The 18,397-nt window shown below is 70.2% G+C and carries 17 protein-coding genes; 10 read left to right on the top strand and 7 right to left on the bottom strand.

The window, feature by feature from the left end; genetic code table 11:
* Positions 1–117: 117 nt before the first annotated feature.
* On the top strand, positions 118–2,664 hold the full coding sequence (locus tag ACFWNV_RS03695; protein WP_383939946.1) for a transglycosylase domain-containing protein: 2,547 nt from the start codon (positions 118–120) through the stop codon (positions 2,662–2,664).
* A 90-nt stretch (positions 2,665–2,754) separates the two neighbouring features.
* On the top strand, positions 2,755–4,215 hold the full coding sequence (locus ACFWNV_RS03700; RefSeq protein WP_383939948.1) for a glycosyltransferase family 87 protein: 1,461 nt from the start codon (positions 2,755–2,757) through the stop codon (positions 4,213–4,215).
* 1 nt (position 4,216) lies between these two features.
* Here ACFWNV_RS03700 and ACFWNV_RS03705 read toward each other — a convergent pair whose 3' ends face one another.
* The 3 genes from ACFWNV_RS03705 to ACFWNV_RS03715 form a co-directional block, all read right to left on the bottom strand.
* The gene (locus ACFWNV_RS03705; protein ID WP_383939951.1) at positions 4,217–5,248 is read right to left on the bottom strand and encodes an alanine racemase; all 1,032 of its coding nucleotides are present in this window, start codon (positions 5,246–5,248) and stop codon (positions 4,217–4,219) included.
* 67 nt (positions 5,249–5,315) lie between these two features.
* The gene (locus ACFWNV_RS03710) at positions 5,316–6,434 is read right to left on the bottom strand and encodes a peptidoglycan bridge formation glycyltransferase FemA/FemB family protein (protein ID WP_243331146.1); all 1,119 of its coding nucleotides are present in this window, start codon (positions 6,432–6,434) and stop codon (positions 5,316–5,318) included.
* A 129-nt stretch (positions 6,435–6,563) separates the two neighbouring features.
* On the bottom strand, positions 6,564–6,878 hold the full coding sequence (locus ACFWNV_RS03715) for a hypothetical protein (protein ID WP_383939955.1): 315 nt from the start codon (positions 6,876–6,878) through the stop codon (positions 6,564–6,566).
* A gap of 250 nt (positions 6,879–7,128) precedes the next feature.
* On the opposite strand from ACFWNV_RS03715, the gene rpsF reads away from it, so the two are divergent.
* The 4 genes from rpsF (at position 7,129) to rplI (ending at position 8,842) form a co-directional block, all read left to right on the top strand.
* A complete protein-coding gene (gene rpsF / locus ACFWNV_RS03720) occupies positions 7,129–7,419 on the top strand; it encodes a 30S ribosomal protein S6 (protein WP_015034882.1) in 291 nt (96 codons plus the stop codon).
* A gap of 72 nt (positions 7,420–7,491) precedes the next feature.
* On the top strand, positions 7,492–8,097 hold the full coding sequence (locus ACFWNV_RS03725) for a single-stranded DNA-binding protein (RefSeq protein WP_383939958.1): 606 nt from the start codon (positions 7,492–7,494) through the stop codon (positions 8,095–8,097).
* Positions 8,098–8,140: 43 nt separating this feature from the next.
* Positions 8,141–8,377 (top strand): 30S ribosomal protein S18, encoded by a 237-nt coding sequence (gene rpsR, locus ACFWNV_RS03730; protein WP_003956534.1) that lies wholly within the window; start codon positions 8,141–8,143, stop codon positions 8,375–8,377.
* Positions 8,378–8,395: 18 nt separating this feature from the next.
* Positions 8,396–8,842 (top strand): 50S ribosomal protein L9, encoded by a 447-nt coding sequence (gene rplI / locus ACFWNV_RS03735; RefSeq protein ID WP_243331152.1) that lies wholly within the window; start codon positions 8,396–8,398, stop codon positions 8,840–8,842.
* Between the two features lie 161 nt (positions 8,843–9,003).
* Here the strand turns inward: rplI and ACFWNV_RS03740 are convergent, their stop codons facing one another.
* Positions 9,004–10,341, bottom strand: a complete 1,338-nt coding sequence (locus ACFWNV_RS03740; protein WP_383939962.1) for an MATE family efflux transporter — start codon at positions 10,339–10,341, stop codon at positions 9,004–9,006.
* Between the two features lie 453 nt (positions 10,342–10,794).
* Here ACFWNV_RS03740 and dnaB point away from each other — a divergent pair, with 453 nt between their 5' ends.
* Together dnaB and ACFWNV_RS03750 are read left to right on the top strand one after the other, a co-directional pair.
* Positions 10,795–12,258 (top strand): replicative DNA helicase, encoded by a 1,464-nt coding sequence (gene dnaB / locus ACFWNV_RS03745; RefSeq protein ID WP_254382415.1) that lies wholly within the window; start codon positions 10,795–10,797, stop codon positions 12,256–12,258.
* A gap of 10 nt (positions 12,259–12,268) precedes the next feature.
* Complete coding sequence (locus tag ACFWNV_RS03750) at positions 12,269–13,654, top strand: serine hydrolase domain-containing protein (protein WP_383939964.1); 1,386 nt, start codon at positions 12,269–12,271, stop codon at positions 13,652–13,654.
* A 9-nt stretch (positions 13,655–13,663) separates the two neighbouring features.
* Here ACFWNV_RS03750 and ACFWNV_RS03755 read toward each other — a convergent pair whose 3' ends face one another.
* The 3 genes from ACFWNV_RS03755 to ACFWNV_RS03765 are packed head-to-tail and all read right to left on the bottom strand — an operon-like array spanning position 13,664 to position 16,260.
* The gene (locus tag ACFWNV_RS03755) at positions 13,664–14,839 is read right to left on the bottom strand and encodes a winged helix DNA-binding domain-containing protein (RefSeq protein WP_383939967.1); all 1,176 of its coding nucleotides are present in this window, start codon (positions 14,837–14,839) and stop codon (positions 13,664–13,666) included.
* Between the two features lie 51 nt (positions 14,840–14,890).
* Positions 14,891–15,355 (bottom strand): GNAT family N-acetyltransferase, encoded by a 465-nt coding sequence (locus ACFWNV_RS03760; RefSeq protein ID WP_383939970.1) that lies wholly within the window; start codon positions 15,353–15,355, stop codon positions 14,891–14,893.
* Between the two features lie 17 nt (positions 15,356–15,372).
* Complete coding sequence (locus ACFWNV_RS03765) at positions 15,373–16,260, bottom strand: GNAT family N-acetyltransferase (RefSeq protein ID WP_383939973.1); 888 nt, start codon at positions 16,258–16,260, stop codon at positions 15,373–15,375.
* A gap of 124 nt (positions 16,261–16,384) precedes the next feature.
* Here ACFWNV_RS03765 and ACFWNV_RS03770 point away from each other — a divergent pair, with 124 nt between their 5' ends.
* Both ACFWNV_RS03770 and ACFWNV_RS03775 read left to right on the top strand, forming a co-directional pair.
* Positions 16,385–17,035 (top strand): HAD family hydrolase, encoded by a 651-nt coding sequence (locus tag ACFWNV_RS03770; RefSeq protein WP_383939976.1) that lies wholly within the window; start codon positions 16,385–16,387, stop codon positions 17,033–17,035.
* A gap of 121 nt (positions 17,036–17,156) precedes the next feature.
* Entirely contained in the window at positions 17,157–18,368 is a 1,212-nt protein-coding gene (locus tag ACFWNV_RS03775; RefSeq protein ID WP_383939979.1) for a globin domain-containing protein, read from the top strand.
* Positions 18,369–18,397: the final 29 nt, after the last annotated feature.

Genomic DNA, 18,397 nt, shown 5'->3' on the forward strand with positions numbered 1-18,397 from the left:
TGAACTTCGGCACTGATTGGCTTTTGCGCGTGCGTAGTCTGTGCGCCATGACACCGGGGGGACCGGAACTCACCTGCCGCTTCCAGGCCACTCGCCTGCCCGAGGAGTAGTCGTTCGATGAGCGAGCACCGCCGCAAACCGCAACAGCCCCAGGGCGGCGGCCGCGCCGCCGCCCGCAAGGCCGCCCAGCAGCGCCCCGCCAGGGGCGCCGGGTCCGGGCGTGACGTCCCCACCGCGTCATCCAGCGGGCCGTACGGACAGCAGCCGGGTCCCGGCAGCCGGTCGGACGCCCGGAGATCCGCCGGCCGCGCCCCGGCGGGACGGGGCAGGGGCGCCACGGGCGCCGGCCGCCCCAAGCGGTTCATCAACTACCCGCGCGGCGAGAAGACCGGCTGGAAGCGCTTCGTCCCCTCCTGGAAGCTCGTCTGCGGTACGACCCTGGGCTTCTTCGCGATCATCACGGCCGGCGCCGGCATCGGCATCGCCATGGTGAACAAGCCCGACGCGAACAAGACGGCCGATGCGCAGAACAACGTCTTCTACTGGTCCGACGACACCCAGATGGTCGCGACCGGCGGATCGGTGAACCGCCAGATCGTCCCCATCGGGAAGATCCCCCGCTCGATGCAGAACGCCGTGATCGCGGCGGAGAACGAGTCCTTCGATTCGGACAAGGGCGTCGACCCGATGGGCATCGCCCGCGCCGTGTGGAACATGGCCAAGGGCGGATCGACCCAGGGCGGCTCGACGATCACCCAGCAGTACGTGAAGAACACGTACCTGGACTCCGACCAGACGCTCAAGCGGAAGGTCACCGAGCTCTTCATCTCGATAAAGCTGGGTGTGAGCGAGGAGAAGAACACGATCCTCGCCGGCTATCTGAACACCGCCTACTACGGCCGTGACGCCTACGGGATCCAGGCTGCCGCACGCGCCTACTTCGGCAAGGACTGCGACCACCTGACCCCCTCCGAGAGCGCCTTCCTGGCCGCCGTGCTCAAGGGCCCGAACCTCTACAACCCCGACGGCGGCATCGGCTCCGCGGCCACGCCCGACGCGAACAAGGCGCGGGCCGAGGAGCGCTGGGCCTGGGTGCTGGACCGCGAGGTCAAGGTCGGCCGCATGGAGCAGGCCGAGCGGGACCAGTTCAAGAAGTTCCCCACCCTGATCGACGCTCCCGAGGCCGCCGGCATGTCCGGCCAGATCGGCTACCTGGTCGAGACGGCCAAGCTGTACATGCTGAAGACCAACGGCATCAAGGTCGAGGACCTGGCCAAGGGCGGCTACCGGATCCACACCACCTTCGACAAGACGAAGGTGGACGCGCTGGTCAAGGCCGTCGAGGGCACCCGCGACGGGCTGATCGACGAGAAGAAGCGGCCCGACACCGACACCTTCGTGCAGTTCGGCGCGGCCTCGGTGGACGTGAAGACCGGAGCCCTCGTCGCCCTGTACGGCGGTCCCGGCATCGACAAGAAGCACTTCAACAACAACGCCAACACCTCGGGCGTCCAGGTCGGCTCGACCTGGAAGCCCTTCGTGCTGGCGGCGGCCATGCAGTACGGCACCCAGAACTCCAAGGGCAAGGGGATCTCGGCCGAGAGCAAGTACCAGGCGAACGACCTCACGGTCATCAACAACCGTGCGGGCCAGCCGCTGCGCGACGGCTCCGGCAAGCCGTTCAAGCAGAAGAACGAGAACCCGGCCCCGTACGGCTACGTGACCCTGAACGAGGCGATGGAGAAGTCCATCAACGTCCCCTTCGCCCAGCTCGTGTTCGACGTGGGCCACGACAAGGTGAAGCAGGTCGCCGAGTCCACCGGCATCCTGAAGGAGTCCTTCGACCCGAACGACAACGCCTCCTTCGCGCTGGGCACCTCGACCCCCAGCGCCATCCGGATGGCCGACTCCTACGCCACCTTCGCCGCCTCCGGCACCCACCACGACCCGTACTCCGTGCGAAGCGTCCAGAAGAACGGCAAGGACGTCCCCGGCTTCGAGGCGCCCAAGGCCGAGCGGGCCATGGACAACTCCGTCGCGGACAACATCACCAAGGTCCTGCAGAACGTCGTCGAGAACGGCACCGGCACGAAGGCCAAGAAGCTCGGCCGGCCCGCCGCGGGCAAGACCGGTACCACCGACAAGAACATGTCGGCCTGGTTCGTCGGATACACACCCGAGCTGTCCACCTCCGTGGCGCTGTTCCGCTCGGACCCGAGCGCGGCGAAGAAGGAACTGATCTCCATGCGGGGCGTGGCGGGCATCCCCTCCCTCCACGGTGGTGACATCCCGGCCGAGATCTGGACCAAGTACATGAAGGAGGCGCTGAACGGCGTCCCGGAGTCGAAGTTCCCGGAGCCCGACGAGCTCGGTGTGGTCGCGGACGCCTCCGGCGCCCCCTCGCCCTCTCCCTCGCCGTCCCCCTCCCCCTCGCCGTCCCCTTCGCCGTCCCCGTCGAACTCCCCGTCCCCCAGCCCGAGTCCTTCGCGCAGCGGCGGCAAGCCGACCTGCAAGCCGTGGGCGATCTGCGACCCGGACCCGAGCCCGAGCGCGTCCCGCTCGCCCTCGCCCTCGGCCAGCAAGTCGGGCGGTGGCCGGCCGGGCGGCGTGACGAACGGCGGCAACGGCGGAGGCTTCCCGATAGGGGGCTCCACGGGCGGCTGACCGGGCGCCCCGGGACACCACAGGAGAGGGCCGTCGCACCGAGTGCGGCGGCCCTCTCCCGTGGGCGGCGCCGTACGGCAGGATGTGCGCATGACGAAGGTGCACGAGGACAGCCCCGTACTGCCCACTCAGCAGGACGAGGTGGCCGCCGCGGGGAGCGAGCTCATCGGCGGCCCGCTGGGCCGCTACGCCCGGCTGGGCGGCCACTGGCTGACCCCGGTGCGGGTCGTCGTGCTCGTCGCCCTGGGGATGTTCGCGCTCGGCATGGTGCAGAAGCTGCCCTGCTACGACTGGGCGTGGTTCCGCGGGGCCGGCTCCCAGTACACCCACGCCTGCTACTCGGACATCCCGCACCTCTACGTGGTCCGCGGCTTCGCCGACGGCCTCACCCCGTACTTCGACCGGATCCCGGGCGACATGCAGTTCCTGGAGTACCCGGTGCTCACCGGGCTCTTCATGGAGATCGCCTCCTGGATGACCCCCGGCAGCGGCTCCATGCATCACCGGGAGCAGATGTACTGGATGGTCAACGCGGGCATGCTGATGGTCTGCGCCGCCGTGATCGCGGTGTGCGTGGCCCGTACCCACCGCCGGCGGCCGTGGGACGCGCTGCTCTTCGCCCTCGCCCCCGCCTTCGCCCTCACCGCGACCATCAACTGGGACCTGCTGGCCATCGCCCTGACCGCCGCGGCGATGCTCATGTGGTCGCGGGGCCGGACGGTGTCCTTCGGCGTCCTGATCGGCCTGGCCACCGCGGCCAAGCTGTATCCCGTCCTGCTGCTCGGGGCCGTGTTCGTGCTCTGCTGGCGGGCCGGGAAGTGGCGGGCGTTCGGCGAGGCCGTCGGCGGCGCCGTGGTCGCCTGGCTCGTGGTGAACCTGCCCGTGATGCTCTTCGCCTGGGAGGGCTGGCAGAAGTTCTACACCTTCAGCCAGGAACGGCCCATCGACTTCGGATCCGTCTGGCTGCTGATCTCCCAGCGCTCCGGGAACCCCCTCGAAGGCGCCAACACCTACGCGACGGGCCTGACGCTGCTGCTGTGCGCGGGCGTCGCGCTGCTCACGCTCACCGCGCCCCGCCGCCCCCGCTTCGCCCAGCTGGCCTTCCTGCTGGTGGCCGCCTTCATCCTCGTCAACAAGGTCTACTCGCCCCAGTACGTGCTCTGGCTCATCCCGCTCGCCGCACTGGCCCGGCCGCGCTGGCGGGACTTCCTGATCTGGCAGGCCGGCGAGGTCGTCTACTTCCTGGGGATCTGGTTCTACCTCGCCTACACGACCAGCGGGGACAAGCACCAGGGCCTGCCGCTGGAGGGGTACCAGCTGGCGATCACGGCCCACCTGCTGTGCACGCTCTACCTGTGCGCGGTGGTCGTACGCGACATCCTGCTGCCCGAGCGGGACGTGGTGCGGCGCGACGGCTCGGACGACCCCTCCGGGGGCGTCCTGGACGGGGCCGAGGACGTCTTCACGCTCCCGCGGACGCCGGAGGCGCCGCAGGAAGCGGCGCCTTCGGAGGGTCAGCGGGTGGACTGGGGCGTACGCCCCGGGGAGTGACTCAGGCGTCGAGCACCCGGTCGAACTGCGTGGTGGTGTGGCGCAGGTGCGCCACCAGCTCGTCGCCGACCTTCGGCTCGGGAGAGTCGGACGGCACGAACAGGATGGACACCTGCATGTGCGGCGGCTCGGCGAACCAGCGCTGCTTGCCCGCCCACACGAACGGCGACAGGTTCCGGTTGACGGTGGCGAGTCCGGCGCGGGCGACGCCCTTGGCACGGGGCATCACCCCGTGCAGGGCCTTGGGGGCCTCCAGGCCGACTCCGTGGGACGTACCGCCGGCGACGACGACCAGCCAGCCGTCGGAGGCGGCCTTCTGCTGCCGGTAGCCGAACCGGTCGCCCTTGGAGACGTGGGTGACGTCGAGCACCGCGCCGCGGTACTCGGTCGCCTCGTGGTCGCCCAGCCACAGCCGGGTGCCGATGCGGGCCCGGAAGCGCGTCTGCGGGAACTGCTGCTGCAGCCGCGCCAGCTCCGAGGCCTTCAAGTGGCTGACGAACATGGTGTGCAGCGGCAGCCGGGCCGCGCGGAGCCGGTCCATCCAGCCGATGACCTCCTCGACGGCGTCCGAGCCGTCCGGCCGGTCCAGCGGCAGGTGCAGGGCGAAGCCCTCCAGCCGGACGTCCTCGATCGCCGCGTGCAGCTGGCCGAGCTCCTGCTCGGAGATGCCGTGGCGGCGCATCGAGCTCATGCACTCGATGACCACGCGGGCGCCGACCAGGCCGTGCACCCCGTCCAGCGAGGAGACCGAGCGGATGACCCGGTCCGGCAGCGGCACCGGGTCCTCGCCGCGCCGGAACGGGGTGAGGACGAGCAGGTCACCGCCGAACCAGTCCTTGATGCTGGCGGCCTCGTAGGTCGTGCCGACGGCGAGGACGTCGGCGCCCATCCGGGTCGCCTCCTCGCAGAGCCGCTCGTGACCGAAGCCGTAGCCGTTGCCCTTGCAGACGGGGATCATCCCCGGGAACTGGTCCTGGATCTGCTTCTGGTGCGCACGCCAGCGCGCGGTGTCGACGTAGAGCGTGAGCGCCATGCCCGTCCGGAGCCTCTCTCGAAAAGCTGCGTGGTGCAGCGGTGCGGTGTGTGTGGATGCGGTGGGGTCAGCGACGCGACATGTAGATGTCGAGCGCCTTGTGCAGCAGCTTGTTGAGCGGGAAGTCCCACTCGCCGACGTACTCGACGGCCTCGCCGCCCGTGCCGACCTTGAACTGGATCAGCCCGAACAGGTGGTCGTTCTCGTCCAGGGTGTCACTGATGCCGCGCAGGTCGTAGACGCTTGCACCGAGCGCGTAGGAATCGCGCAGCATGCGCCACTGCATCGCGTTCGAGGGACGGACCTCGCGCTTGTGGTTGGCGGAGGCGCCGTACGAGTACCAGACGTGCTGGCCGACGGTGAGCATCGTGGCCGCGGCCAGCGGCTCCCCCTCGTGCGTGGCGATGTAGAGCCGCATGCGATTGGGGTCCTCGGAGTTGAGGGCCGTCCACTGGCGCTGGAAGTAGCTGAGCGGGCGCGGGCGGAACTTGTCGCGCTCGGCCGTGACCTCGTACAGCTTCTGCCAGGTCGGCAGGTCCTCGTAGCCGCCCTGGACGACCTCGACGCCGGCCTTCTCGGCCTTCTTGATGTTGCGGCGCCACAGCTGGTTGAAGCCCTTGAGGACGTCGTCCAGCGAGCGGTTGGCCAGCGGTACCTGGAAGACGTACCGGGGCTGGACGTCGCCGAAGCCGGCGCCGCCGTCCTCGGCCTGCTGCCAGCCCATCCGGCGCAGCTTGTCGGAGACTTCGAAGGCGCGGGGCTCGATGACGGAGGCCTCCACGTCGCGCAGGCGCTTGACCTCCGGGTCCTGGATCCCGGCCTTGATGGCGGTCGAGTTCCAGCGGCGGATGACGACGGGCGGGCCCATCTTCACGGTGAAGGCGCCCTGCTGCTTGAGGTGCGCCAGCATCGGCTGGAGCCACTCTTCGAGGTTGGGGGCGTACCAGTTGATGACCGGGCCCTCGGGGAGGTACGCGAGGTACCGCTTCACCTTGGGCAGCTGTCGGTACAACACGAGTGCGGCGCCGACGAGTTCGCCGGACTGGTCGAACCATCCGAGGTTCTCGGAGCGCCACTCGTTCTTCACGTCGGCCCACGCCGGGACCTGGCAGTGGCTAGCCGAGGGCAGGCTCTGGAGGTAGCCCAAGTGCTGCTCTCGGCTGATGGTCCTCAGGGACAGGCTCATGCGGGGCGTCTCCTCGGCGGCTTCGCTGGCTATGGCGCGAAGCCTACTGCGACGGGGGCGCCACCCATCTGGGGGACAGGCCGTGCCTGGGCCGGTGGGAGGCCGGCGCCCCGTCGCGGAGACACCCGGTCAGCCCAGCCAGCCGCCGAAGAGACCGCCGTGCGCCATGCCGAGGAAGAACCCGATGGCCGAGGCCCCGAGGCCGATGATCAGCGCTGTGCGCTCGCGTGTCGTGACGGAGATGAACTGGCCGTAGAGCCCGGTGACGATCCCGATCAGCCCGGTCCACGAGCTGAGCAGGTGCAGGTGGTGGAAGAAGCCCGTGACGAACGCCACGGCGCCGAGGACCAGGGTGACGGCCACCAGGGTGTCCTGGAGCGGATGGGGCTTGCCGTCGGTAGCGAAGAGCGAGATGGAGGACTGAGGACGCATTGCCTGTGCCATCGGAAGGCACCTCCTGGCTGCAGCAGAGCGGTGCTGCGGGCTTCCCGCGGCAGGAGCCGAAGGCATAGCACCGAGCACACCCGATGCATACAGATTGTGGCCTCCTCCTGCCGGATTTCAACCGGAAGGAGTGGAGGAGGTAGTCTGTACAGCTGCGCGGTGTCTGCTCTGCAGATGCCGTGCGCACGCATCACGACCCTCCTGCCACGGAACGACCGTGGCCGCTGAGTCCAAAGGAGGTGGGTTCCACATGCGTCACTACGAAGTGATGGTCATCCTCGACCCCGATCTCGAGGAGCGCGCTGTCTCCCCGCTGATCGAGAACTTCCTTTCTGTCGTCCGTGAGGGCAACGGAAAGGTCGAGAAGGTCGACACCTGGGGCCGTCGTCGTCTCGCTTACGAGATCAAGAAGAAGCCCGAGGGCATCTACTCGGTCATCGACCTCCAGGCCGAGCCTGCGGTCGTCAAGGAGCTTGACCGACAGCTGAACCTGAACGAGTCGGTTCTCCGGACCAAGGTCCTTCGCCCCGAGACCCACTGAACTTCGGTTCAGCGGTAATCGGGACCGAGTAGCACAGCAGCCCAGCAGCAATCCCCGCCGAGAGGTTCATCCATGGCAGGCGAGACCGTCATCACGGTCGTCGGCAATCTCGTCGACGACCCCGAGCTGCGCTTCACCCCCTCGGGTGCGGCGGTCGCGAAGTTCCGTGTCGCGTCCACTCCCCGCACCTTCGACAAGCAGACCAATGAGTGGAAGGACGGCGAAAGCCTGTTCCTGACCTGCTCGGTCTGGCGCCAGGCGGCTGAGAACGTCGCCGAGTCCCTTCAGCGGGGCATGCGCGTCATCGTGCAGGGCCGGCTGAAGCAGCGGTCGTACGAGGACCGTGAGGGTGTCAAGCGCACGGTCTACGAGCTGGACGTCGAGGAAGTCGGCCCCAGCCTGAAGAACGCCACGTCCAAGGTCACCAAGACCACTGGTCGCGGTGGCCAGGGTGGATACGGCGGCGGCGGTGGCGGCGGTCAGCAGCAGGGCGGCGGCGGTGGCAACTGGGGCGGAGCCCCCAGTGGCGGCGCCCCCCAGGGCGGCGGAGCTCCCTCCGACGACCCCTGGGCGTCCAGTGCGCCGGCCGGCGGCCAGCAGCAGGGCGGCGGCGGTGGCGGTTGGGGCGGAAGCTCCGGCGGCTCCGGCGGTGGCTACTCGGACGAGCCGCCCTTCTAGGGCAGCTCGCACCCCCACTTCTTGATTTCACAGGAGAGACACAATGGCGAAGCCGCCTGTGCGCAAGCCTAAGAAGAAGGTCTGCGCGTTCTGCAAGGACAAGACCGTGTACGTGGACTACAAGGACACGAACATGCTGCGGAAGTTCATTTCCGACCGTGGCAAGATCCGTGCCCGCCGCGTCACCGGCAACTGCACGCAGCACCAGCGTGACGTCGCCACGGCTGTGAAGAACAGCCGTGAGATGGCACTGCTGCCCTACACGTCCACCGCGCGATAAGGAAAGGGTGACCGAATAATGAAGATCATCCTGACCCACGAGGTCTCTGGCCTCGGCACCGCCGGCGACGTCGTCGACGTCAAGGACGGCTACGCCCGCAACTACCTGGTCCCGCGTGGTTTCGCGATCCGCTGGACCAAGGGTGGCGAGAAGGACGTGGCGCAGATCCGCCGCGCCCGCAAGATCCACGAGATCGCGACGATCGAGCAGGCCAACGAGTTCAAGGCCAAGCTCGAGAACGTCAAGGTCCGTCTGGCCACCCGCGCGGGTGACGCCGGTCGTCTCTTCGGTTCCGTCACGCCCTCCGACATCGCCACGGCGATCGAGGCGTCCGGTGGCCCGAAGGTCGACAAGCGCCGCGTGGAGCTGGGCTCCCCGATCAAGACCCTCGGCTCGTACCAGGTCTCCGTGCGTCTGCACGCTGACGTGGCCGCGACCGTCGGCATCGAGGTCGTCGCCGCCTAAGGGCTGCGCATGAAGGGCCGCACCCCCTGTGGGGGTGCGGCCCTTCTTCGTTGGTGCGGCCGTTGTTCCGGCTGTCGTTCCAGCCGTTGTCTCGGCCGTTGTCCCGGCCGTTGTTTCACGTGAAACAACGCCCCCGGGTACGGCCCGGGGGCTGCTGCGTCCTACCGGGTGGCTCCGGCGACCAGCCAGCGGCCCGAGCGGGCCCGCAGCTGGAGGGTGACCATCCGGACCAGCATCATCAGGGTCATGGCGCACCAGAGGGCCGTCAGCCCGCCTCCCAGGGCCGGTACGAGCAGGGCGGCCGGGGTGAAGACGGCGAGGGTCAGCAGCATGGCCCAGGCCAGGTAGCGGCCGTCGCCCGCGCCCATCAGGACGCCGTCGAGGACGAAGACGATGCCGGAGACGGGCTGCGAGAGGGCCACCACGAGCAGGGCCGGCAGGAGGGCGTCTTCCACGGCCGGGTCGCTCGTGAAGAGCGGGACGAACACCGGACGGGCCGCGATCACCAGGAGGCCCAGGACGATGCCTGAGCCGATCCCCCACTGCACCATGCGGCGGCAGACGGCCTTGGCCCCGTCGGTGTCGCCCGAGCCGAGGTAGCGGCCGATGATGGCCTGCCCGGCGATCGCGATCGCGTCGAGCGCGAAGGCGAGCAGGCTCCACAGGGAGAGCAGGATCTGGTGGGCGGCGATATCGGCGTCCCCGAGCCGTGCGGCCACCGCGGTCGCGATCAGCAGGACGGCCCGCAGGGACAGGGTGCGGACCAGGAGGGGCGCGCCGGCCTGCGCGCAGGCCCGGATGCCCTCGGCGTCGGGCTTCAGGGAGGCGCCGTGCCTGCGGGCGCCCCGGACGACCACCACGAGGTAGGCGGCGGCCATGGCGCACTGGGCGATCACCGTGCCCCAGGCGGAGCCGGCGATGCCGAGGCCGGCCCCGTAGACGAGGGCGACGTTCAGGGCTCCGTTGAGGGCGAAGCCGCCGATCGCGACGTAGAGCGGGGTCCGGGTGTCCTGGAGGCCGCGGATGACGCCGGTGGCGGCGAGCACCATGAGCATCGCGGGGATGCCGAGGGCCGAGATCCGCAGGTAGGTGACCGCGTACGGGGCGACGGTGTCGGAGGCCCCGAAGAAGGAGATCAGGGTGGGCGCCGTGGGCAGTACGACGGCGACGACGACCGCGCCGAGGAGCAGGGCGAGCCAGATGCCGTCCATGCCCTGCCGGATGGCGGCCTGGAGGTCGCCCGCGCCGACGCGGCGGGCGACGGCCGCGGTGGTGGCGTAGGCGAGGAAGACGAAGATGCTCACGGCCGTGGTGAGGAGTGCGGCGGCGATGCCGAGACCGGCGAGCTGGGGTGTGCCGAGGTGGCCCACGATGGCGCTGTCGGCCATCACGAAGAGGGGTTCGGCGACGAGGGCGCCGAAGGCGGGGACGGCGAGTGCGAGGATCTCGCGGTCGTGTCGTCTCGGGGCAGCCTTCGGTGCGGTGGGGGCCAGTCTCATGTGCTCAATCTAATCTTCCACAGGTAATAGACGCAAGGTCTTTGGAGTCCTTACCGATACGCCGATTCGAGCGTTCGTCCCACCTCATTGGAGGCGATCTTGAGACAGTGGCGAAGAATTTTCTCCCCCACAGCCCGTGGAGGGAGAAAGGCCAGGTCAGATCGGGTAAGTGGGTAGGCCAGGTGATTTTGTCCACAGCGCCGTCCCCCGGTCCGTGCACAGCTTCCGGGGAGTTACCCACAGCATTGGCGCCGTCATCCACACCTCATCCACACAGCCTGTGGATAACAAGATTGGCTGACGTCGCTCCCGGCTCTACCGTGGTGCGTTGGTCCGACTCGCCGAGAGCCGATTCGGGTGCCCCAAATGTCAGAGCCGTGTCGTAGAAAGAGTGACACGGCAAGGTCCGCGTTGCGGACGGGAGGAGGCGGCCCGGTGAGCATGTCCGAGCCCATGGACGACCCCTGGGCCGACAGCGGTCCTGGTGACCGTCTGCCCGCCCGTCCGCGCCGGGGCGGCGAAGGCCGTGGCCGCGGGGACGAACAGAGCGACCGGGGCCGCGAGGGCGGCTCCTGGGACGGCGGGGGCGGCGGCTTCGAGCGCGTCCCGCCCCAGGACCTCGACGCCGAGCAGTCCGTCCTGGGCGGCATGCTGCTGTCCAAGGACGCCATTGCCGACGTGGTCGAGGTGCTGAAGGGGCACGACTTCTACCGTCCGTCGCACGAGACGATCTACCAGGCCATCCTCGACCTGTACGCCAAGGGAGAGCCGGCCGACCCGATCACCGTCAGCGCCGAGCTGACCCGGCGCGGTGAGATCAGCAAGGTCGGCGGAGCCCCCTACCTGCACACCCTGGTCCAGTCGGTCCCCACGGCGGCCAACGCCGAGTACTACGCGGAGATCGTCCACGAGCGGGCGGTCCTCCGGCGGCTGGTCGCCGCCGGTACGAAGATCACGCAGATGGGCTACGCCGCCGACGGGGACGTCGACGAGATCGTCAACAGCGCCCAGGCCGAGATCTACGCCGTCACCGAGCAGCGGACCTCCGAGGACTACCTGCCGCTCGGCGACATCATGGAAGGCGCCCTCGACGAGATCGAGGCGATCGGTTCGCGCAGCGGCCAGATGTCGGGAGTCCCGACCGGCTTCACGGACCTCGACTCGCTGACCAACGGCCTGCACCCGGGCCAGATGATCGTCATCGCGGCCCGCCCGGCCATGGGAAAGTCCACCCTCGCGCTGGACTTCGCCCGTGCCTGTTCCATCAAGGCCAACCTGCCCAGCGTCATCTTCTCCCTCGAAATGGGGCGCAACGAGATCGCGATGCGCCTGCTCTCGGCGGAGGCCCGGGTGGCCCTGCACCACATGCGCTCCGGCACGATGACGGACGACGACTGGACCCGGCTGGCCCGCCGGATGCCGGACGTCTCCGCCGCCCCGCTCTACATCGACGACTCCCCGAACCTGTCGATGATGGAGATCCGGGCCAAGTGCCGCCGCCTCAAGCAGCGCAGCGACCTGTCGCTCGTCGTCATCGACTACCTCCAGCTGATGCAGTCGGGCGGCTCGCGCCGGCCCGAGAGCCGCCAGCAGGAGGTCTCGGACATGTCCCGAAACCTCAAGCTCCTGGCGAAGGAGCTGGAGGTCCCGGTGATCGCGCTGTCGCAGCTGAACCGTGGTCCCGAGCAGCGCACCGACAAGAAGCCGATGGTCTCCGACCTGCGTGAGTCCGGCTCGATCGAGCAGGACGCCGACATGGTGATCCTGCTGCACCGCGAGGACGCGTACGAGAAGGAGTCCCCCCGAGCGGGCGAGGCGGACCTGATCGTGGCGAAGCACCGTAACGGCCCGACGGCCACCATCACCGTGGCCTTCCAGGGCCACTATTCGCGGTTCGTGGACATGGCCAACACGTAGCATCCGCCCCATGGATGCCGTATCTGAAGATCTTGTCCTGCTGCCCGCGACCCGGCGTGCGCTGAGCCACCGGATCGCGGTCGCTCAGCGCGAAGGCCGTGCTCCCTCCCTGGTGGCCGCCGTGGTGCGGGGCGGAGAGGTGGTCTGGGAAGGGTCCCGGACCATGGTCGAGGGACACGGTCCCGACGGAAACGTGCAGTACCGGATCGGGTCGATCACCAAGACGTTCACCGCCGTGCTGGTGATGCGGCTGCGGGACGAGGGCCTGCTCGAACTGGGCGATCCGATCGAGAAGTTCCTCCCGGGAACGGGGGTCGGCGAGGTGACGGTGGGCCAACTGCTGGCCCACACCTCCGGACTGGCGGCGGAGACGCCCGGCGAGTGGTGGGAGCGCACGGCGGGCACGCTGCGGCCGGAGCTCGCGGACGTCCTGGGCGAGCGCCCCTTCCGCTTCGAGCCCGGCCGGCGCCACCACTACTCCAACCCCGGCTACACCCTGCTCGGTTCGCTCGTGGAGGCCGTCCGTGCAAGGCCGTGGGAGGAAGCGCTCCGGGCCGAGGTGCTGGAGCCGCTGGGGCTGGAGCGCACGACGGCGCAGCCGGTGGCCCCGCACGCGGGCGGCTGGGCGGTGCACCCCTGGGCGGACGTGATGATGCCGGAGCCCACGGAAGACCTCGGGCTGATGGCCCCGGCCGGCCAGCTGTGGTCCACCACCGGTGATCTGGCGAAGTTCGCCGCCTTCCTCGTACGGGGCGACGCGCGCGTGCTGAGCGCCGAGTCCGTACGGGAGATGCGGACGTCGGCCACTCCCCCGGAGCCCGGCTTCGCCGACCTCGGCTACGGGCTCGGGATGCAGCTGACGCCGAGCGGCGGGCGCCGGCTCGCCGGCCACAGCGGCTCGCTGCCCGGCTTCGTCGCCGGGCTGTGGCTGAGCGAAGCGGACGACGTGGCCGCGGTGGTGCTGGCCAACTGCACCTCGGGGCTGCCCGCTTCGACACTGGCGGCGGACCTCCTGGGCATCGTCGCGGACGCCGAACCGCGGATCCCCGAGCCGTGGCGGCCGCTGCGGGAGGCCGATCCGGTCGCGCTGGAGCTGTGCGGCCCCTGGTACTGGGGTACGTCGGCCCAAGCCGTGCGGCTGACCTACGACGGGTTCCTGGATCTCGGCCCGGTGGGCGGGAACGGCCGGTCGGCGCGCTTCCGGCCGGAGCCGGACGGCAGCTGGACCGGGCTGGGCGGCTACTACGCGGGTGAGTCGCTGCGGGTCGTACGGCGGCCGGACGGATCGGTGAGCCACCTCGACCTCGGCTCGTTCGTGTTCACCCGCGAGCCCTACGACCCGCAGGCGCCGGTACCCGGCGGGGTCGACCCGCAGGGCTGGCGGGGCATCGGCTGACGGACCGCCTCACCCCGCTACGAGTTGGCGCTCCAGCGGGGTGCGGAAGCGCGGGGTGACGCGGGCTTCTCCCAGCCAGCCGGCGAGCCGGACAGCCTCGGCGGCGACCGCTCTCTCGGCTTCGCCGCCCGGGTCGCCCAGCAGCCGGTGGACGATCTCCCCGTCGGCGCGCTGCGCCCAGCCGCCGACGATCTCGCCGTTCCACCACACGGTGGGGCCGATGTTGCCGGAGTGGTCGAAGAGCATCGGGCGGTGGGCGAGGTCGAGCTGGAACCCCCGGTCCGCCCAGCCCATCGCGCTCGGGTCGAGGGACGGCAGCAGGGCGGCCCATGGCTCCTGGTCGGGCTCGGGCCCGGTGTCCCCGGGGCAGACGAGCGCGGTGGCGCCGTCCCCGACCCGGACCTCGTCGGGGCCGACGGCCGCGAGGGCCTTGCGGACCTCGGTGAGGGTCCAGCCCGTCCACCACTTCAGGTCGGCCTCGGTGGCCGGGCCGTAGGCGTGGAGCCAGCGGCGGGCGATCTCGGCGCGGGCCTCGGCCGCGGGCACGGCGGGCCAGGGCTCGGTGTGGACCCATCGGTACTGGCTGGAGGTCCACGAGCCCCGGGGCCGGTCCCGGCGGATCCGGCCGTCGGCGGCCAGCAGGCGGATGACACGGGTGGCGACACCGGTCTCGGTCTCGTACTTCTTGCCGCGGCCGTAGACGAACTTCAGGCGCAGGGCGGGTACGGCCGTGGAGAGCTGGCTGCCGGTGGCGGGGCCGTGGGCGTCGAGCGCGTCGAGCACGGCACTCTCCACCTGGGCCAGCCAGCCGGCATCGAGGCCCTGACCGTCCTCGTCGAGGTGCTTGAGGAAGGTGCGGCGCTCCTTCGCGGCGATCCCGCGGGCGGTGGAGGCGTCGACGTACGGGGCGAGCTCGGTGGAGACCGCGAAGAGGGTGTTGCGCATGCTGAGCAGCCGTACGAGGCTCACGTCCTCGTACAGGGCCCGTTCGATCGTGGCGGGCGCGCCTTCGCTCAGCCGGGCTCGGGCGGAGAGGAAGACGGTCGCGGCATCGGTGGCGTGCAGGGCGACGACGGAGTCCGCGGCCCCGGACACGGTGGCGGCGTGCGCCGACGGGGCCAGGCGGTGCCGGCGGCCGAGTCGGCGGCGGCGCTCCGCGGTGGTGACGAGGGGAAGGCTGCTCATCCTCCCGATCGTAGGCCGGGCCGCCGACGGCGACCCGGCCCACGCGGGGGCTCAGAGCTGGAGCTTGAACCCGACGTGGGAAGCGGTGAAGCCGAGCCGCTCGTAGAAGCGGTGGGCGTCGGTGCGGGTCACGTCCGAGGTGAGCTGGACGAGCGCGCAGTTCTCCGTACGGGACTTCTCGATCGCCCATTCGATGAACCGGGTTCCCAGTCCGCTGCCGCGCTCTTCGGCGTGGACGCGTACACCCTCGATGATCGAACGGGTGGTCCCCTTGCGGGAGAGGCCGGGGACGATCGTCAGCTGGAGGGTGCCGACGACCCGACCGGCGCGGACGGCGACGACCACGTGCTGGTGCGGGTCCTCCGTCAGCCGCTTGAGGGCCGCTGCGTACGGGGTGAGGTCGTCGGGGGACTCCCGGGTGGCGCCGAGGGGGTCGTCCGCGAGCATGGCGACGATCGCGGGCAGGTCCTCCTCGGTGGCCGGACGGATGAGCAGGTCGGAGCTGGTGTCGGTCATGGGCGGATCCTCCTGGCTCAGCCGGCCGCCACGGTGAGCGGGGCCCACCGGCGGGTCCAGTCACCGGGCAGACCGGGGATGTCCCGGGTCATGACGGTGTTGAAGGCCACGGAGCCGAGACCGCGCTCCTGGAGCCAGCCGAGCAGCTCCTCGTGGCGGACGTCGACATCGGTGCGCAGGGGCCGGTCGGTGGCCGCCGCGAGGGCGGTGACCAGGGCGCGGGCCGCGCCGGTGTCGCGGGCCACCAGCGGTCCGATGACATGGGTCTCCATGTTCGGCCAGATGGCTCCGTAGCCGATCAGCTCGCCGGAGGCGTCCTCGGCGACGAGCAGCCGGTCCGTGAAGGCGGGCAGCCGGGTGACCACATGGGTCCGGTCGGCGCCGAAGACCTCGGTGTCCAGCAGCAGGATCCGTGGGATGTCCTCGCCGCCGGCGGGCCGGACGCGGACGGTGTCCTGCGCGGGACCGGTGGCATCCGGGCTGAAGGAGCCCCGGAGCATCTCGGCGCGGCCGGTGGTCTCGAAGCCGAGTTCCTCGTAGAGGGGGCGCCCGTACGGGGTGGCGTGCAGGGTGAGCGGAACGCCTTTGAGCACGTCGTCGCAGATGTACGTCATCAGACGCCGGCCCAGACCCTGGCGGGCGTAGCGCTCGGCGACCAGGACCATGCCGATGGCGGCGAGTTCGGGATCGGCCAGCGGAGGTCCGTAGCGGGTGACCACGCAGGCCGTGGCGAGACCCGCGCCGTCCGGGGCGTCGATGCCGTAGCCGTGCCCGGCGGCGAGCAGCAGCCCCCACTTGTGGTCCTCGCGGGGCCAGCCGCGGTCTTCGGAGAGATCGGCGCAGTGGCGGAGGTCGTCCACGGTCAGTGCGCGGATGGGGAGGGCGGTGAGATGGGGTGGTGTCACGGGCTCAGAGTGGTTCATCGGACCGGGCGTGGTCCAGAGGATTTGGGTGGATGTTTCACGTGAAACATGGCGGCGGAGGCAACTCACTGTTTCACGTGAAACCAAGGCATTAACCTCGATGGTTATGACACGCCTCCACCTGTTCGACCTTGACGGGACGCTGATGTACGGCTCGGCCTCCCCGGTCGAGATCTCCCGGCAGCTCGGGCTGTCCAACGAGATCGCCCTGCTGGAGCGGGCCTTCGTCGCGCGGGAGCTTCAGCCGCACCAGTTCGCCCTGGCGGTGCAGGAGCTCTGGGCGGAACTGACTCCGGCACACGTCCGGGCGGCCTTCGACGGGGCTCCGTGGCTGGCGGGGATCCGGGAGGTCTGGCAGGAGATCCGGGAGCTCGGGGACTACTGCGCGGTGATCTCGCTGTCGCCGTCGTTCTTCGTGGAGCTCCTGCTGGAGTGGGGCGCGCACGCCGCGCACGGCTCGGTCTTCCCGGAAGTGCCCTTCACCCGGCTGGTGGACGTGGCCGGGATCCTGACGCCGGCGGCGAAGGTCACGGTCGCCGACCGGCTGTGTGCGCAGTTCGGTGTCACGCGGGCCGACTGTGTCGCGTACGGCGACTCCAGTACCGACGTGGAGCTCTTCAAGGTGGTCCCGCTCTCGGTCGCGGTGAACGCCCGGCCCTACCTGCTGGAGCAGGCGACGCACGTCTACGAGGGCCGGGACCTGCGCGAGGCATACCAGCTGACAGGGGTGGCACGCACGGGAGTTGAGGCATCTTAAGGGGAAAGTGGGTTCGAAACGCGGATTTCCCGCATTTCCCCGCAGGCTCTGGGGCGGACTGGCACGCTGTGAAACCCGGAACCACGGATTCGAAGGCCGTGGCGCGTGCAGACCTACCGAGATGCTCGAAGCGAGGCACCGCATGGACGCTCCGCCCACCAGATCGGCAAGACCGGGGCCGTCCCGGATACCGTCCGGGGACGGTGCGCCCGAGCCCTCCCCCGATGCCGTTCTCATCCGCCGGACCCTCGCGGAGATCGCACCCGTCGCCGACAGGGTGACCTCCTACTTCTACGCCGTCGTGTTCACGGGATACCCCGATCTCCGGGGGCTGTTCCCCGCCGCGATGGACGTGCAGCGCGACAGGCTGCTGAAGGCGCTGCTGACGGCCGCCGAGCACATGGACAACCCCGAGGTGCTCACCGCCTACCTGCGCCGGCTGGGCACGGGGCACCGCAAGTACGGCACCCGGCCCGAGCACTATCCGCCGGTGGGCGAGGCTCTGATCGGGGCGCTGGCCAAGTACGCGCAGGACACCTGGGGGCCGGAGACCGAGGCCGCCTGGGTGCGGGCGTACACCGCGATCTCCCAGATCATGATCGACGCGGCGGCCGAGGACGAGCCCAAGGCGCCGCCCTGGTGGCACGCGGAGGTGGTCTCCCACGATCTGCGCACCTCCGACATCGCGGTGATCACCGTCCGCCCCGACCAGCCCTACCCCTTCCTCGCGGGCCAGTACACGACTCTGGAGACCCCGTGGTGGCCGCGGATCTGGCGGCACTACTCCTTCGCCTCGGCGCCGCGTGGGGACGGACTGCTGTCCTTCCACGTCAAGGCCGTACCGGCGGGCTGGGTCTCCAACGCGCTCGTGCGGCACGCCCGGCCCGGCGACGTGCTGCGGCTCGGCCCCCCGGCGGGATCGATGGTCGTCGACCACAGCACCGACAACGGAATGCTGTGCCTGGGCGGCGGCACGGGCATCGCCCCGATCAAGGCACTGATCGAGGACGTGGCCGAACACGGAGAGCGGCGCCCGGTGGAGGTGTTCTTCGGGGCCCGCAGCGACGACGACCTGTACGACAAGGACACGCTGCTGGGGCTGCAGCGCTCGCACCCCTGGCTGTCGGTGCGCCCGGTGGTCTGCGACGAGGGGCTCGCCGGACAACTGCCGCAGGCCGTCGGCACCCACGGGCCCTGGAGCTCGTACGACGCGTTCGTCTCGGGACCGGCCGCGATGATCCGCAGCGGGGTGGACGCGCTGAAGAGGATCGGGATCCCCGGTGAGCGGATCCGGCACGACGAGGTGGAGGAGCTGGCGGGCGTCGCCGGCTGATTCCGGCGGCGGCGCCCGCGTGCGGTGGG

Source organism: Streptomyces sp. NPDC058401 (assembly GCF_042722885.1).
Lineage (GTDB): Bacteria > Actinomycetota > Actinomycetes > Streptomycetales > Streptomycetaceae > Streptomyces.